This window comes from Streptomyces sp. NPDC002623, assembly GCF_053592635.1.
In genome coordinates, this window is the sequence record NZ_JBSFWB010000001.1 from 436,599 (window position 1) to 451,607 (window position 15,009).

A 15,009-nucleotide genomic window follows, 5' to 3' on the forward strand; every position below is an offset into this window, starting at 1 on the left:
CCCTCGGGTACGGCGGTCATGGCCATCCGGAGCCCGCGCGCCGCTCCCCGACCCGGTGAAGCAGTCCGGCCGAAGGTGAGTGCAGCCCCGAACGGCGGATACCTTTAAGGCGTGCAGCCAGCAAGTCAGTCACCCGAGCAACCCGGGAGCCCCACAGGGCGTCTCCACCGGGCGCGTGCCCTTTACCGGAACGTCTCCAAGCGCCGGACCGCCTGGTTGCTGTTGAAGGACACGGTCAACTCCTGCATCGAGTACCGCATCCTCGGACTCGCCGCAGAAGCCGCTTTCTTCACGTTGCTGTCCGTGCCCCCGCTCCTGCTCAGCCTCATCGGCCTGCTCGGCTACGTCGACGACTGGACCGGCACCGACACCATCACCAGCTTGGAGGCCAACCTCCTCGACGCCTCGCGCAGGGTCCTGTCGGACAAGGGCGTGAGCCAGATCGCCCAGCCGATCCTCGACGACGTCATGAAGGGCGGCCGCCCCGACGTCATCTCCATCGGTTTCCTGTTCGCGCTGTGGTCCGGATCGCGCGCGGTGAACGTTTTCATCGACACCATCACCGTGATGTACGGACTCGACGGCGTGCGCGGCATCGTGAAGACGCGGTTGGTGGCGTTCCTGCTGTTCATCGCGGCACTGCTGATCGGCTCGGTCGCGCTGCCGCTGATGGTGGCAGGGCCGGACGCGGTCGTGCGGATCCTGCCCTGGTCGACGACCGTGGTGCAGGTCCTGTACTGGCCGGTCGTGATCATCCTGTCCATCGCGTTTCTGACCACGCTCTACCACGTTTCCGTGCCCGTGCGCTCCCCGTGGATCGAGGACGTGCCCGGCGCGCTCGTGGCCCTCGCCATGTGGGTGCTCGGCAGTTTCCTGCTGCGCATCTACCTGTCGAACACGATCGAGGGCGCGTCGATCTACGGTTCCCTCGCCGCCGCCGTCGCCGTGATGCTGTGGATCGGCGTGTCCGCCTTCGCCGTGCTGGTCGGCGCCGCCGTCAACGCCGCGATCGACCGGGTCTGGCCGGCCGCCGCGACGGCCGCGGCCCGCGCCGCCAACGAGCGGCTGCGGGAGGAGGAGGCCGCGGACTACGTCGCCCGCATGGCCGCGGCCCGCTCCCACGAGGACGACGACCCGGACGACCCCGACATGCCGTCCGAGTTCCCCGAACGGTGGTCCCGGTTCCTCCCGCCGGAGGACGTGACGGGACGGTTCCGGACGCAGGTGAAGAGCTCTCCGAAAGGAAACGGCGCGAACGGGGAGGAACACCCCCGCGAGCAGTGAGCCTTGAGGGGAAGGAGCCCGTGCGATGAGGTTCCCGGAGCGGGATCCCCGGAGCGGGAACCTTTGGAGCGGGAGCCCGGGAGCGGGAGCCCCGGAGGGTGCCACCCAGTGGCGTGGGGGCTACGCCTTCCAGACGCCCGCCCCCGCCGCGTCCCGCGCGAACTCCGCGAAGTCGCGCGGCTCGCGTCCGAGCACCTCCTGGACGCCCTCGGAGAGGTGGGCGTTGCGCCCGTCGAGGAGCGAGTCGAACAGCTCCACCAGGAACGCGACCTCCTCCGGCGGCACCCCGAACCCGGCCAGCTGCTCGCCGTACTGACGCGCCGACACCGGCGTGTAGGTCAGCGCGCGCCCGGTGGCCTGCCCGAGTTCGGTAACCGCTTCCCGAAACGTCAGCAGCCGCGGCCCGGACACCTCCAGCGCCTTCCCCACGTACTGATCGCCCGTAGTAAGCGTCTTCACCACCACATCGGCGACATCCCGCAGGTCGACGAACGGCTCGCGCACCTCCCCACCCGGAAACACCAGCTCACCGCTCTGTCGCAGCCCCTCCACCAGCGGCCCCTCGCTGAAGTTCTGCGCGAACCACGAGGCCCGGACGACCGTCCAGTCGGCGCCCGACGCCCGCAGCGCCTCCTCGGTCGGCAGTGCCCGCTCCTCGCCCCGCGACGACAGCAGCACCAGCCGCCGCACCCCGAGCGCGACCGCCTCCCGGGCCAGCCGCCCGACCGCGTCCGCCGCGTCCGGGGCACCCACGTCCGTCGGATACACCAGGTACGCCGCGTCGGCGCCGCGCAGGACGTCCGCCCACGTCGAACTGTCGTGCCAGTCGAAGCCCTGCGACCGCGAGGCCGCCCGCACCGTGAGCCCGGCCGCCTCGGCGGCCCGCACCACCCGGCCGCCCGTACGACCGGACGCGCCGGTCACCACCACGGTCGTCTGCTGCGCCGTCGTCTGCGGCACGGCCGTCTTCTCCGCCGTCTTCGTCGCTGTCTGCTCTGTCGTGTTCTGCGCCGTGTTCTGTGTCATGACTCCAGTCAAGTGCGGTGCGCCGCATGCTCCCATCGCTGAACGGCTCATTCCCATAAGCGCGCGTCTACGCTGGCCACATGGACGCTCCCCCACGCTCGAACATGCTCACGCGGGGGGACCCCCTTGCGGGCCTTCTGGAGGGTCCACGCGCGCGTGGCGCCCTCATGATCCGTGCGTGCTTCGACCCGCCGTGGGGTGTACGGGTCGAGGACCGCGCCCCGCTGACGGTGATGCTCATGGTGCGCGGCGAGGGATGGGTCGTGCCGGACGGGGCGGAAGGCGTCCGGCTGCGGGCCGGTGACCTCGCCATCGCCCGCGGCCCCGCGCCCTACACCTGCGCCGACGCCCCCGGCACGCCCCCGCAGGCGCTGATCCTCCCGGGCGGACAGTGCGCGTACCCCGACGGGCGCCTCCTGAACGGCTCCATGGACCTGGGCGTACGCACCTGGGGCGACCGCCTCGACGGCTCCACGGTCGTCCTCATCGGCACGTACCTGATGCAGGGCGAGATCAACGGTCGGCTGCTCGACGCGCTGCCCCCGCTGCTGTCGCTCACCTCCGACGTCTGGCAGTGCCCGCTCACCCCACTGCTGATGGAGGAGATCGTCCGCGACGAACCCGGTCAGGAGGTCGTCCTGGACCGCATGCTGGACCTCCTGGTCATCGCCGCGCTGCGAGCCTGGTTCTCCCGCCCGGAGGCAGCGGCGCCCGCCTGGTACCGGGCGCTGGCCGACCCGGTCGTCGGCCGCGTCCTGCGCCTCGTCCAGGACGACCCGGCGCACGCCTGGACCGTCGCGTCCCTCGCTGCCAAGGCCGGCGTTTCCCGGGCGGCGATGGCCCGCCGCTTCACCGACCGCGTGGGCGAGCCTCCGATGGCCTATCTCACCGGCTGGCGCCTCGCCCTCGCCGCGGACCGACTGCGCGACACGGAGGACACGATCGGCGCGATCGCCCGCCAGGTCGGCTACGGAAGCGCGTTCGCGCTGTCCAGCGCCTTCAAGCGGGTGTACGGGATCAGCCCGCAGGAACACCGGACGCGGGTGCCCTAAGGGCGGCTGCGGCTCGGTGCTGGTGTGTCGGCACCGTGGCCTCCGGATGAGTCAGGCCCGCGGCTGGGGAAGCGTGACCCGTAGTAGTAGCTGGCGGTAAGCGGTTTCGCGCTGTTCTCGGGGCGTAGGGGGCGTAGGGGGCGTAGGGGGCGTAGGGGGTGGCGGGAGTGGAGTGATGGGGGAGTGCGAGGGCGCGGGTAACGAGGGAAATCGGTTACCGGTCGCAGAAACGATGGCGTCGTTTCGTCGGGCGCCCCGCTGCGTGCCAGGCCTCGTCCCCGGAGGGCTGGGACGGGTGCGGTCCGGAAACCGGTGCACCAGTACACCGCTTTCCGGCGGCGTAGGCTGGTACAGGTGTACGAGGAGAGGGCCTCGTCCCGGCTGGCCGGGGCGGTGCTGTGGACGAACACACCGTCGTCGGCACCCGGTGCGCGTCCTGAGTTTCCCGTGTTGCCCGACGGCTGCATGGACCTGCTGTGGAGCGAGGGCAGGCTGCTCGTCGCCGGACCGGACACCCGGCCCCACGTCCCCGCCGGACCGCCGGTGCCCTGGGCTGGCATCCGCCTCTTCCCCGGTACCGCGCCCGCCCTCCTGGGCGTGCCGGCCCATGAACTGCGCGACCGCCGTGTCGAGTTGGCAGATCTGTGGCCTGTGTCGGAGGTACGGCGACTGAGCGCCCGGATCGCCTCGGCGTCGCACCCGACGACGGCGCTGGAGTCGCTGGCGGTGGAGCGGGCGGCCGGTCCCGACCCCGCACTGCGTCGACTCGTGACCGCCCTCGCCGCCGGCCGTGCGGTAGCCGCCACGGCCGATGAACTCGGCCTGGGGGCGCGCCAGTTGCACCGCCGCTCGCTGGCCGCCTTCGGCTACGGCCCCAAGACGCTGGCCCGGATCCTGCGCCTGCAACGTGCTCTCGCGCTGGCCCGGGCCGGTCTGCCGTACGCGGATACGGCGGCCCGAGCCGGTTACGCCGATCAGGCCCATCTCTCCCGGGACGTAAGGGAGTTCACGGGCCTGACACTGCGCGAGCTGTTGCGCTGGCAGGCCGGTCTGCCGACCGACGGGCCCGGGTCACCTGACTGCCCGCACTGAACCCATCGGAGGCCGGCGGACTGAACCTACGGGGCCGACGGGCGGACGGACACCTCCTGGGCCAGCGGGCGGACCCGCCCCTCCGGCCGGGGCGTCTACTGGGCCAGCGGCGCGAACAGGTCGACGCCGTTGCCGTCCGGGTCCTGCACGATCGCGTACCGCTGGCCCCAAAAGGCGTCCCAAGGCTTCAGCTCGCCGTGGTGACCGGCGCTCAGCAGCTCCTCGTAGGCCGTGTCGACCTCGCCCGGTGTGTCGCAGCGCAGTGCGAGCGAGGCTCTGCCGCCCCCGGACGGTGGCCGCCACTCCGGGAGAAACGAACGGACCGTGTCCTCGGTGTCCAGCAACAGCCGCAGGCCTCCCGGAAGTTCGGCCTCGGCGTGCGGCTGCTGCTCGGAACCCTCGGGGAACGCGAACCCGAGCCGACGGTAGAAAGAAACGGAGGCGGTCATGTCGGAGACGACCAGGCCGATGGCATCGAATCGTGGACTCATGCGGCCACCGTAGGCACAGCCGACGCCGGCGGTCTTGAAGGAAACGGACACGTCCGGCGCCGGAAAACCGTTCCACACGTGTTTCCGGCCCGTGCCAGGGTGGTCCGATGGACAACCTTGGCCGTCGTGAGCTCCTGAGCTGGCAGTTCGACCTGACCTGGTCCCTCTTCGAGTACCACCTCGACCGGCTGGAACCGGAGGACTTCCTCTGGGAGCCCACCGCTCACATCTGGACTCTCCACCCGGACGGCGCCGGAGGGTGGACACCCGACTGGGCGGACACGGAACCCGACCCCGTTCCTGTCCCGACCGCCGGCTGGGTGAGCTGGCACCTCGCCTGGTGGCTGGGCACCGCCACCGACCACCTCCTCGGCCGCCCGCCCCGAGAGCGCGCCGACGTCCGCTGGCCGGGGGCGGGCGATCCGGCCGTCACCTGGCTGCGCGATCTGCGCGAGGAGTGGACGGCCGCCGTCGTGGAACTCACCGACGCCGACCTCGACCGGACCGCACCGTTTCCCTGGCCGGACGATCCCGAGCACACCGTGACCCACCTCCTCGCCTGGGCGAACGCCGAGCTGATGAAGAACGTGGCCGAGCTGGGTCAACTGCGCCTGCTGAGGGCGGCTTCCCAGGTCAGTCGAACGTAACGGGGCCGTTGGGCGTGTCCACGGTGAACGAGAAGGCGGCCGGTCCCTCGGTGAGCGTGAGGCCGGTGCCGAGGGCGGTCAGCACGGGGTGGATCTCGTCGGGCGTCGGGGCGGTGGCGGTCAGCTCCAGCAGACGGACGACGGGCAGGCCCGACGCGGAAGGATGGGGGGTGGCGCCCCAGTCGATGAGGAAGGGCACCAGACCGGACGGGTGCGGGGAGCCGCCGTCGGTGAGTCGCCATCGGAGCAGGGTGCCGTCGGGGCGACACCGACTCATCTCCCGCACGTCACCGGTGTCGTAGCCCTGCGCGCGGGCGGCCGCCACCGTCGCGTCCAGATCGGGCGGACTGATGGCCCAGCTGATCGTCCGCGCCGACGGGAGCGCGTCCGTCCCGAAGGGACGGGCCTGGGGAGGCGTCGGCTGCTCCGGATCGGGGCCGATGATCTCCAGGTAGGCGCCATGGCCCAGTCCGACCAGGTGGTTGCGTGTTCCGAGCCCGACATGCACTCCTCCCGGCGCCGGGGCCACTCCCGTGCGCCGGGTGAACTCGGCGACCGTCGCCGCCAGATCGGGCGTTGCGACGACGATGTGATCGAGGCGTGCGGGAATGGTGTTCATCCCACCCGAGCCTACGCGCCCGGGTCCGCGTCGCTGCTGATTCCTTGAGCTCCGCGAGGCTGTGGAAACCCGATGAAAGCGGTGTATCCGCCTCGAACCCAATGCCAGTGAGCGGGCGTTCGTCATCTCACGAGTACTCATGAGTACTTGTATGCATCGCTGGACAACGGCAGCTGCGAGGCGAAATTTTCGGTTTGATCGCATCCCTGGGACTCGAACGTCCGTCCGCCTAGGCTCGTTCCCATGTCCGACCGGCTGCTTGTCTACACCCGCACCACCGCCTACCGCCACGACTCAATCCCGGACGCCGTCGCTGCCGTACGCGCCATGGACGAGTTCGCCGTGGACCACACCGAGGATCCAGCCGCCCTGGAAGCCTCGCTGGACGGGTACGCGGCCGTGGTCTTCCTCTCCACGAGCGGTGAGGTGCTGACCTCGGCCGGACGGCAACGGCTCGCCGAATACGTCGAGGCGGGCGGCGGTTTCGCCGGGGTACACGCGGCTGCCTGCACGGAGTACGACTGGCCGTACTACGGCGAACTCCTCGGTGCCCGCTTCGACCGCCATCCCCGGTACCAGCCCGGCAAGGCGGTGATCGAGGACCACGACCACCCCGCCACCCGCTCTCTGCCGACCGTCTGGGACTTCACCGACGAGTGGTACGACTTCCGCGCCAACCCGCGCGGGCAGGTACGGGTCCTCGCCGTCGCCGACGAGTCGTCGTACGAGGGCGGCGGAATGGGCGCCGACCACCCCCTGGTGTGGTGCCGTGAGCAGGGGCAGGGACGCGTTTTCTACACAGCCCTCGGTCACGCGGCCGAGGCCTACCGGGACCCCGACTTCCTCACGCATCTGCGAGGCGGGATCACCTGGGCAGCCGGGGTACGGGACTGAAACCCAGTGGCGTTTCTTAGGTGAACCACATGCGCCATGTTCTGTCTCCGGCTTCGACTTCGCGACCCATGAGGCCGTGACCCCGTGACCCCGTCCTCACCGAACTAACGCGGACGGACGGGCGGTTGGCCGCACCGGACATCGCGAGCGGGGTCGGCGTCGCGACTGTCACCCGCCTGACAGAGGCAACATCGACCGCGGCCGTCCCGCAGTAGAAAACACGGCAGAAACGCAGGAAACGGCGAACAGCAGGCGCGACCGTCAGCCCCGCGGTGGTGCCGTGCTCTGCCGCTGCACGAGCCGCGTCGACAGTTCGGTCCGCGTCCCTTCCGGGCGTTCCCCGTCCATCATCCGCACCAGCAGCCGGAGGGCCGTCGCCGCCATCTCGGCCAGCGGCTGGCGGACGGTGGTGAGGGCGGGAGTGGTCCAGCGAGACTCCGGAAGGTCGTCGAAACCGACGACGCTGACGTCGTGCGGAACCCTTAACCCCCGTTCCCCCAGGGCCTGGTAGACCCCGAGGGCCATACGGTCGGAGCAGACGAAGACGGCCGTCGGGGGCACGGGAAGGTCGAGCAGTTCGACCATGCGACGGTGGGCGACGGACTCGTCGAAGCCGCCGTTGCGAAGGTACTCGGGGCGGTGCGCCAGTCCGGCTGAGGCCAACGCAGAGCGGTAGCCGGCGACGCGGGCACTGCTGCACATCTTGCGGCGGGGTCCGGCGATCACGGCGATGCGTTCGTGGCCGAGAGCCAGCAGGTGCTCGGTCGCCGTCACCCCGCCCTGCCAGTTCGCCGCGCCCACGGACACCACCCCGGGCGGTGGTTCGACCACGGGGTCGATCATCACGAAAGGGGTGCGGTGCTGTTCCAGCCAGGCGTACTGAGAGTCCGTCAACTCCGTCAGGTTGAACAGGACTCCGGCCGAACCGCGTACGGTCAGCTTGTCCAGCCAGCCGCGTTGCGGGCGGCCGACGCGGGTGCGGGACAGGGCCGCCGAGACGACCACGTCCAGACCTGCGTCGTGCGCCGCCTCCTCCACACCGTGCAGCACAGCTCCCGACCAGGAACTGTCCAGCGAGTGCACGACTAGGTCGACCAACCGGGGCGGCTTCGTCGCGTCGAAGCGCGGTCTGCGGACGTACCCGAGCCGGTCCAGAGCCTCCGTGACCCGGCGTCGGGTTTCGGGAGCGACGTCCTCGCGACCGTTGACCACCTTGGAGGCCGTCGGCACGGACACCCCCGCCTCGCGAGCCACGACTGCCAGGGTAGGCCCGGCCGTCACGCTCGCACTCGCCGTACGCACCATCGGGAACCACCTCTCCGGCCCGCCCGAGGGCCAGCGAAAGTTCGACCAGCGCACTTTCGGAGCCGATCCGGAAACGGACGGCTTGCAGAAAGCGCTTGCTATCCTAGGTGTGCCTCAGCGTGACGTGAAGACGCCGGGAAACGCGAGATCATGAGCGACTGAATTTTCGAAACTCCGAACACGTGGGACGGCGGACGACGACGGGCCACCTCCGTCCGGAAGCGGGTGTGGGCGGCGTTACCGGGGGTGGCGAATCCCGGGGACCCAGGGGATCCGGTGTGGCCGTGGGGAGCGGCAGTGCCGGCGGCTGCCGGGCGCCGGCTGCCAGCTGCCGGTCGCCGCGAGGGTGTCGAGTCGGTGCGGGCAGTTTCCGAACGGCGAACGGCATGAGCGGCTCTACGTCGACGTGCAGCTCAACCGGAAGTCCCGGAAGTCCGCGGTGAAGGACGCGTCGACCAAGTCCCGGACGTGGATTCCCGCCAGGGTGCCGGTGAAGCGCAGCCGCCCGCCGTGGTCGTCCGACAGTCGACCGGCGTCCAGCGGCCGACCGACCGGTATGCGCACGCCGTCGCGCATGTACCAGAAACGCGCTTCCACCCCGTCGACCGTCACGCCCAGCGTGACCGGCGCACTCGCGTCGACATCCACGACCGCCGCCTGCCGCGCACCCTTCTCGTCGCGTTCCACCAGGCTGAGCACCGTCCGTCCCGCACCGCGCCACTGCTGCCCGCGCTGCGGCTCGGCCGCGGGCTCCGCCCAGGTCAGATCGAGCGAGAGATATGCCTCCGAGTCGTAGCGAAGAATCAGCCCGGCGGCCTGCGTGTAGGTGAAGGGTGTGGCCTGGACGGTGACTTGGACCGTAGATCGGTGCTCCGTGAGGCGCTGCGCGAGCAGACTCTGCGCCCAGAGTGATTCCGGACCGTGCCGCCCGCGCAGCCGGATCCAGCCCGGCCGGGAGTCGAGATCCGCCCACGAGGAATCCGGCGGTTCGCGCAGAGTGCTCCAGGGCCAGCCCAACGGGCCGGCAGGGATCGCTGGTCGGGGGACATCGCAGGAGGCTGAGGGCACGGTGACCTCGACTGCCGGATGCCAACCACCCTGTCGTAGACGGGGTTTGCCCTCCGCGTCCCAGATCACCGCCTGGATAGCGGTTTCCCGGCCGAGCGTGCAGCGAGGGCCGTTCGCCGTGTGGAGCGGGCGGGCCGTGAGGTGGCTCAGAAACCACTCGCCGTCCGGTGTCTCCACCAGCTCGGCGTGCCCGGCCTTCTGCAGCGGCAGCTCCGGGTCGTCGCGCGAGGTGAGCAACGGCCGCTCGTCGAGTTCGTATGGGCCGGTGCGGGTGCGGCTGCGGGCGGTGCGGACACCGTGCTCGAAACCGGTTCCACCCTCTGCGAGAACGAGGTGGTACCAGCCGTCGCGAGCCACCAACTTCGGTCCCTCGACGAGCCGTTCATGCTGCAGGAGGAGGTGGGTGTCGCCGACCGCGGCCAGTGTTTCACGGTCCAGCTCGGTCAGGACGATGCCCGCAAAGCGGTGTCCCCCCGGGCGGTGGTCGTTCTGGAGATTGAGCAGCCAGAGCCGGCCCTGCTCGTGGAAGAGGGCGGGATCGAAACCGTGACTGGCCACGCGACGCGGCGGCGTCCAGGGACCGGTCACGTCGGTGGCCGTGGTCACGTAGGCGTCCTGGTCGAAGTACGGCGTGCCGACGGACCGGACGACCGCGTAGACCACCCAGTAACGCTCACCGTCCCAGCTCAGCGACGGGGCCCAGATGCCGCCCGAGTCGGGCACGCCGGCCAACGTTCCTCCGGGAGCGGCCCCTTGGACGTGGCCCGTGTACTCCCAGCGCGCCAGATCTCGCGAGCGATGGATCGGGATCGTCGGAAACCACTCGAAGGAACTGGTTGCCACGTAGTACCAGTCGCCGACCCGGATCAGAGAGGGATCAGGCGCGAAACCGCGGATCACGGGATTGCGCAGGACGGTCACTTCAGCGCCCCCAGCGTGACCCCGGACCGCCAGTAGCGACGCATGGCGACCATCATGATCGCCATCGGGACGATGGACAGCAGCGCGCCGGTGAGCACCAGGCTGGTGAGATCGACGCCCGATTCCAGGCGCTTGCCGCTCCAGTTGTAGAGGCCGATGTTCAGGGTCCAGTTCTTCTCGCCGCGCAGCACGGTCAGCGGCAGGAAGAAGGAGTTCCAGGTGTTGACGAAGGCCAGCAGAAACACGGTGGCGCCGCCCGTCGTCATCATCCGCAACACGATGCTGACGAAAATGCGCAGTTCGCCTGCGCCGTCCAAGCGAGCAGCCTCGAGGAGCTCGAAGGGAATCGTGGCCTCGGTGTACACCTTGGCGAGGTACACGCTGAAGGGGTTGATCAGGCAGGGGATCAGCATCGCCCACGGGGTGTCGACCAGGCCGATCTCAGAGAACAGCAGGTACAGCGGGAGCGTGAGCAGGGCGATCGGGATCAGGAAAGAGCCCACCACACAGGCGAAGACGACGGAGCGCCCGGGAAACTCGAAGCGTGCCAGACCGTAACCGGTTGCGAGCGCGATCACGGTGCCGCCGAGCGAGCCGACCCCGGCATACAGCAATGAGTTGGCTGTCCAGCGCAGGAAGATGCCGTCCTCGTAGGTGAACAGCTGGTGCAGGTTGTCCCAGAGGTGCATGCTCGAGAACCACAGCCCGTTGCTCTGGTAGAGCCCGGTGCGGTCCTTGGTGGCGGCGACGATCAGCCACCACACAGGAAACAGGCTGTAAACGCTTGCCAGGACCAGTCCCAGGAGCAGGAACCGCTGGCCGCCACGGGAACGGGCGGCGGCGTCGGGTTTCGCGCGGCGGTGCACCGCAGGTACCGGGCTCTGCTGTGCACGGTCTTCGGTGAGCGTCATCAGTCGGCCTCCCTCGACGTCAGCCGGTAGAAGAGGAAGGACGCGACGCCCAGGATCAGTGCCAGCAGCACCGACAGGGCGGCGGCGTAGTGGTAGTTGCCGGCGTTGAAAGCCTGGTTGTAGATGATCATGATCGGCGTGAAGCTGTCGTTCACGGTCTGCGGAGTGACGTTCCGGAACAGCGCCGGTTCATTGAAGATCTGCAGCATCTGGATGACGGAGAGCAGACCCGTCAGCACCAACGCCCCACGCACATAAGGCACTTTGATGCTGCGGGCGATCCGGATCTCCGAGGCGCCATCCAGTCGGGCGGCCTCGAACAGCTCTCGGGGCACGGCTTGGAGCGCGGAGTAGATGATCACCATGTTGTAGCCGATGCCGTGCCAGGTGAGCAGATTGCCGATCGACGGCCAGACCAGGGACGGCGAGAAGAAGTTCCAGTCGGCGCCGAACAGTTTCCCCAGCGGAGTCAGCGGACCGACGTCCGGGCTGTAGAGGTTGATCCACACGATCGCGGCGACAACCCCGGGAATCATGTACGGGACCAGCAGCAGGATCCGGAACCGGCTCGCGGCACGTGACGTGAGCGCGTCGAGGAACAGCGCCAGCGCCAGGCTGACCAACAGCATCACCGGGATCTGCACACAGGCGAACAGCACGACGCGCAGGATGGAGCTCAGAAACGCCGAATCGGTCAGGCCCTGCCGGTAGTTGTCCAGGCCGGCGAATGTCTCCGTCGCACCACCGAGACCCAGTCCGGACTGTTGGGTGCGGAACAGGGACTGATAAACGGCATAGCCGATCGGTACCAGATACAGGAACACGAAGCCGAGCTGGAAGGGCACTGTGAAGGCGGCGCCCTTCCAGCGCAGGGAATGAATCATCGGTTGAGCCTCAGCCTTCGACGCTGATGCCGCGGGACTTCAGGTCGTTGACCGTCCACTCCTGCATGTGCGCCAGCAGATCGGTGACTTTCTGGTCCTTGCTGACGACCTTGGCCCAACCGGCCTGCAGCTCGGTGAACATGGCCGTCCAGTCGGGGCCGAAGGTCCAGTCGGCGGTAACCGTTTTCAGGCTGTCCTTCACGATCTGCTGGGCGGGTTCGTAGTTCGCGCCGAGGAGCTTGTCGGAGATCGCCTCGCCGACGTACGCGTTGCTGTCGGCCAGCGCCGGCATCACACCGTTGCCCGTGGTCGGGCTGGCCATCGTCTTGACCGCGCCGCTGTCGGTGGACATCCACAGCGCCGCTTCCGCCGCCTGCTGCCGGTTCTTGCACTCCTTGGTCACCAGGGTCACGCCACCGCTCTGGTTGGTGCCCGCCGGGGTCTTGGCCACCTCGCCCGCGAACGTCGGCCAGGGCGTGAGCGCCCACTTGCCGAAGGACTTGGTGAAGTTCTGCACCATGCCGGCCATCTGCCAGGTGGAGATCTGCCGGGTGGCGGTGCCGCCGTTGTCGTAGTTGCGCTGTACGGCGGCGTAGTCGGCGAAGGAGAGCGTGGAGTTGAGATCGTTGTCGACGATCTCCTGGATCACCTGCGCGGCCTTGAGCGTTCCCTCGTCCTGGAAATTCACCTTCCAGGAGTTTCCGTCGATGGAGTACCAGTGCGCGCCGGCCTGCATGGCGAGCACTTCCAGGGTGCTGGGATCCTCACCGGCGTAGTTGGTGATCTTGATGCCGTGCTTCTTGAGCTCCTTGCCCGCGGCTATGAAGTCGTCCCAGGTCTTAGGTGCCTTCAAGTCGTACTTGGTGAAGAGGTCGGTGCGGTAGATGGTGAATGCGGGCGCGGAACTGGTCGGCACGCCGTAGACCTTGCCCTGTACCTGCCCGGCGGCCCAGGAACCGGCGTTGAACTTGTCCTTGCTCGACTCGACGTACTTCGTGATGTCGGCGAGCGCGCCCTGCGAAACCCAACTGGTCACATACTCGGCGGTGTTCTGCACCAGGCAGGGCGCGTTGCCCGCCTTGACCGCGTTGGTGAGCTGCTTCTGCATGGTCAACTGGTCAGTCACCTTGGTGTACTTCAGCTGAATGTCCTTGTGGGAGGCGTTGAACGCCTTGACGACCGCCTTCTGTCCGTTGGCCCAGCCCCAGTAGGGGAGGGTGACCGGGCCGGACGCCGAGGAGTCCCCGTCGCCCGACCCGCCGCAGGCGGAGAGCAGACCTGTCAGCGCCAGGCCGGCTGCGGCGGCGCGGGCGAACCTTCTCCTGGAACTGGTGGAGTTCATCTGACCGTGATCCTTCGGAAAGTAGGCGTCTCGGAATGAGAGAGCGCGGCTCGGTACTGGCCGGGAACGGCGGGCGAGAGGGCCGGACGACGTCGGCGAAGCAGAAGCGGTAGTAACCGGTTGCTGCGACGGTAGGCCGAGGCATCCGGGCATATCAAGGGCCGTGCAGGAAAATGTTGATTCGCGTTGACGGGGCCGTGCCGCACTGCCGAGTGACCGAGGCCGCAGATGCCTACATAGAGGCAGGTCAGGGAAGGCTGCCCGTCGACTGACGAAGAGTGTTGCCGGGCCTCCGGGGAGGCCCGCAACCTCGGAAGCAGGAGGGGAAAACGTTTACGTAACTAGATCGAGGAACCGGCCCCACTCGACGAGGCGGCTTACCGAGACCGCTTCGGCGGCCGTACCGAGTCCCGTACGACGACATGAGTGCCCAGCACCAGGTGCTCGGCGTCCGTGCCCTTGCGCCGGGCGGCGGCTCCGGGACCCTCCCGACGGTCGGCCACCGCGCGCAGGGCGACCCGGCCCATCTCCTCGTACGGCACATGGACCGTGGTCAGTTGGGGGGTGAGCTGGGACGCCAGCGGGATGTCGTCGTAGCCCGTGATCGACACGTCGTCCGGCACCCGCAGACCTGCCGCGCGCACCGCCTGCATGGCGCCCGCGGCGACGATGTCGGTCCCGGCGAGCACGGCGGTGAAGTCCGGCGTCTCATGCAGGGCCGCCTCCACCGCCGCATACCCGTGCTCGTCGTCGTACGGACCGTGCCGCACCAGCCCCGGGTCGAACGGCACGCCGTACGCCTCGAAAGCCCGGCGCGCGCCCTTCAACCTGCCCTGAGCTGTGGTGAGTCCGGCGGGTCCGGGCAGGACCAGGACGCGCCGATGCCCTGCCGAGAGCAGGTGGCTGGCCATGGCATACGCGCCCGATTCGTTGTCGTAGTCGACCGTGGTGGCCGGGACGTCGCCGTCCAGCGGCGGCCTGCCGACCAGGACCAGATGCGAGCCGGCCGCGTCCAGGGAACGAGCGAAGCGGGCCATGCGCAGCTGGTACTCGTCGTAGTCGTAGGCGCCGCCGAGCAGCACCACTGCGGCGACGCCCTGCTGACGCATGAGGTTGACCAGGGCGAGCTCACGTTCGGGGTCGTCGCCGGTGGTGCCGACGAGCGACAGCCAGCCGCGCAGCGTGGCCGCGCCCTCGACCCCCTTCGCCACGTGGGCGAACGCCGCGCCGGTGATGTTGTTGATCAGTATCGCCACGGTAGGGGTGCCACCACCGGCCAGGGAACGGGCGTGCGCGTTGGTGACGTAGTCCAGGTCGCGGACGGCCCGCATCACGTTGCTGCGCAACGCGTCCGAGACCGGGTAGTTGCCCGACAGAACTCGGGAAACGCTTGCTACGGAAACGTCCGCGCGTTTCGCCACGTCCCGGATGGTCGCCCGACCGCCTCTATCGGTCGTCCTGCGCTGACTCACG

General features: G+C 69.1%; 14 protein-coding genes. 5 read left to right on the forward strand and 9 right to left on the reverse strand.

Features of this window, described 5'->3' with window-relative positions; genetic code table 11:
- Positions 1-111 precede the first annotated feature (111 nt).
- The gene (locus tag ACWD4O_RS01750; RefSeq protein ID WP_451276373.1) at positions 112-1,284 is read left to right on the forward strand and encodes a YihY/virulence factor BrkB family protein; all 1,173 of its coding nucleotides are present in this window, start codon (positions 112-114) and stop codon (positions 1,282-1,284) included.
- A 120-nt stretch (positions 1,285-1,404) separates the two neighbouring features.
- Here the strand turns inward: ACWD4O_RS01750 and ACWD4O_RS01755 are convergent, their stop codons facing one another.
- Positions 1,405-2,310 (reverse strand): NmrA family NAD(P)-binding protein, encoded by a 906-nt coding sequence (locus tag ACWD4O_RS01755; protein ID WP_451276375.1) that lies wholly within the window; start codon positions 2,308-2,310, stop codon positions 1,405-1,407.
- Between the two features lie 104 nt (positions 2,311-2,414).
- Here ACWD4O_RS01755 and ACWD4O_RS01760 point away from each other — a divergent pair, with 104 nt between their 5' ends.
- Positions 2,415-3,362, forward strand: coding sequence for an AraC family transcriptional regulator (locus tag ACWD4O_RS01760; protein WP_451276727.1), 948 nt, complete (start codon positions 2,415-2,417; stop codon positions 3,360-3,362).
- Between the two features lie 354 nt (positions 3,363-3,716).
- Positions 3,717-4,454 (forward strand): helix-turn-helix domain-containing protein, encoded by a 738-nt coding sequence (locus ACWD4O_RS01765; RefSeq protein WP_451276377.1) that lies wholly within the window; start codon positions 3,717-3,719, stop codon positions 4,452-4,454.
- Between the two features lie 95 nt (positions 4,455-4,549).
- Here ACWD4O_RS01765 and ACWD4O_RS01770 read toward each other — a convergent pair whose 3' ends face one another.
- Positions 4,550-4,945 (reverse strand): VOC family protein, encoded by a 396-nt coding sequence (locus ACWD4O_RS01770; protein WP_451276379.1) that lies wholly within the window; start codon positions 4,943-4,945, stop codon positions 4,550-4,552.
- A 107-nt stretch (positions 4,946-5,052) separates the two neighbouring features.
- On the opposite strand from ACWD4O_RS01770, the gene ACWD4O_RS01775 reads away from it, so the two are divergent.
- Positions 5,053-5,592 (forward strand): DinB family protein, encoded by a 540-nt coding sequence (locus ACWD4O_RS01775; protein WP_451276381.1) that lies wholly within the window; start codon positions 5,053-5,055, stop codon positions 5,590-5,592.
- On the opposite strand, the gene ACWD4O_RS01780 is transcribed toward ACWD4O_RS01775, so the two are convergent.
- Positions 5,579-6,211 carry a VOC family protein gene (locus tag ACWD4O_RS01780; RefSeq protein ID WP_451276383.1) on the reverse strand — a complete coding sequence of 211 codons (633 nt, stop codon included), beginning with the start codon at positions 6,209-6,211 and terminating at the stop codon, positions 5,579-5,581. The genes ACWD4O_RS01775 and ACWD4O_RS01780 overlap by 14 nt on opposite strands.
- Positions 6,212-6,454: 243 nt before the next feature.
- Here ACWD4O_RS01780 and ACWD4O_RS01785 point away from each other — a divergent pair, with 243 nt between their 5' ends.
- Complete coding sequence (locus ACWD4O_RS01785) at positions 6,455-7,105, forward strand: ThuA domain-containing protein (protein WP_451276385.1); 651 nt, start codon at positions 6,455-6,457, stop codon at positions 7,103-7,105.
- Positions 7,106-7,366: 261 nt separating this feature from the next.
- Here ACWD4O_RS01785 and ACWD4O_RS01790 read toward each other — a convergent pair whose 3' ends face one another.
- From ACWD4O_RS01790 to ACWD4O_RS01815, 6 genes are all read right to left on the reverse strand, one after another.
- Complete coding sequence (locus tag ACWD4O_RS01790; RefSeq protein WP_451276387.1) at positions 7,367-8,410, reverse strand: LacI family DNA-binding transcriptional regulator; 1,044 nt, start codon at positions 8,408-8,410, stop codon at positions 7,367-7,369.
- A gap of 396 nt (positions 8,411-8,806) precedes the next feature.
- Positions 8,807-10,399, reverse strand: a complete 1,593-nt coding sequence (locus tag ACWD4O_RS01795) for a family 43 glycosylhydrolase (protein ID WP_451276389.1) — start codon at positions 10,397-10,399, stop codon at positions 8,807-8,809.
- Complete coding sequence (locus ACWD4O_RS01800; protein WP_451276391.1) at positions 10,396-11,310, reverse strand: carbohydrate ABC transporter permease; 915 nt, start codon at positions 11,308-11,310, stop codon at positions 10,396-10,398. The genes ACWD4O_RS01795 and ACWD4O_RS01800 overlap by 4 nt, the downstream gene beginning before the upstream one ends.
- Complete coding sequence (locus ACWD4O_RS01805; RefSeq protein ID WP_451276393.1) at positions 11,310-12,194, reverse strand: carbohydrate ABC transporter permease; 885 nt, start codon at positions 12,192-12,194, stop codon at positions 11,310-11,312. Before ACWD4O_RS01805 ends, ACWD4O_RS01800 begins: the two co-directional genes overlap by 1 nt.
- Positions 12,195-12,204: 10 nt before the next feature.
- A complete protein-coding gene (locus tag ACWD4O_RS01810; protein ID WP_451276395.1) occupies positions 12,205-13,536 on the reverse strand; it encodes an ABC transporter substrate-binding protein in 1,332 nt (443 codons plus the stop codon).
- Positions 13,537-13,913: 377 nt separating this feature from the next.
- Positions 13,914-14,957 (reverse strand): LacI family DNA-binding transcriptional regulator, encoded by a 1,044-nt coding sequence (locus ACWD4O_RS01815; RefSeq protein ID WP_451276397.1) that lies wholly within the window; start codon positions 14,955-14,957, stop codon positions 13,914-13,916.
- Positions 14,958-15,009 lie beyond the last annotated feature (52 nt).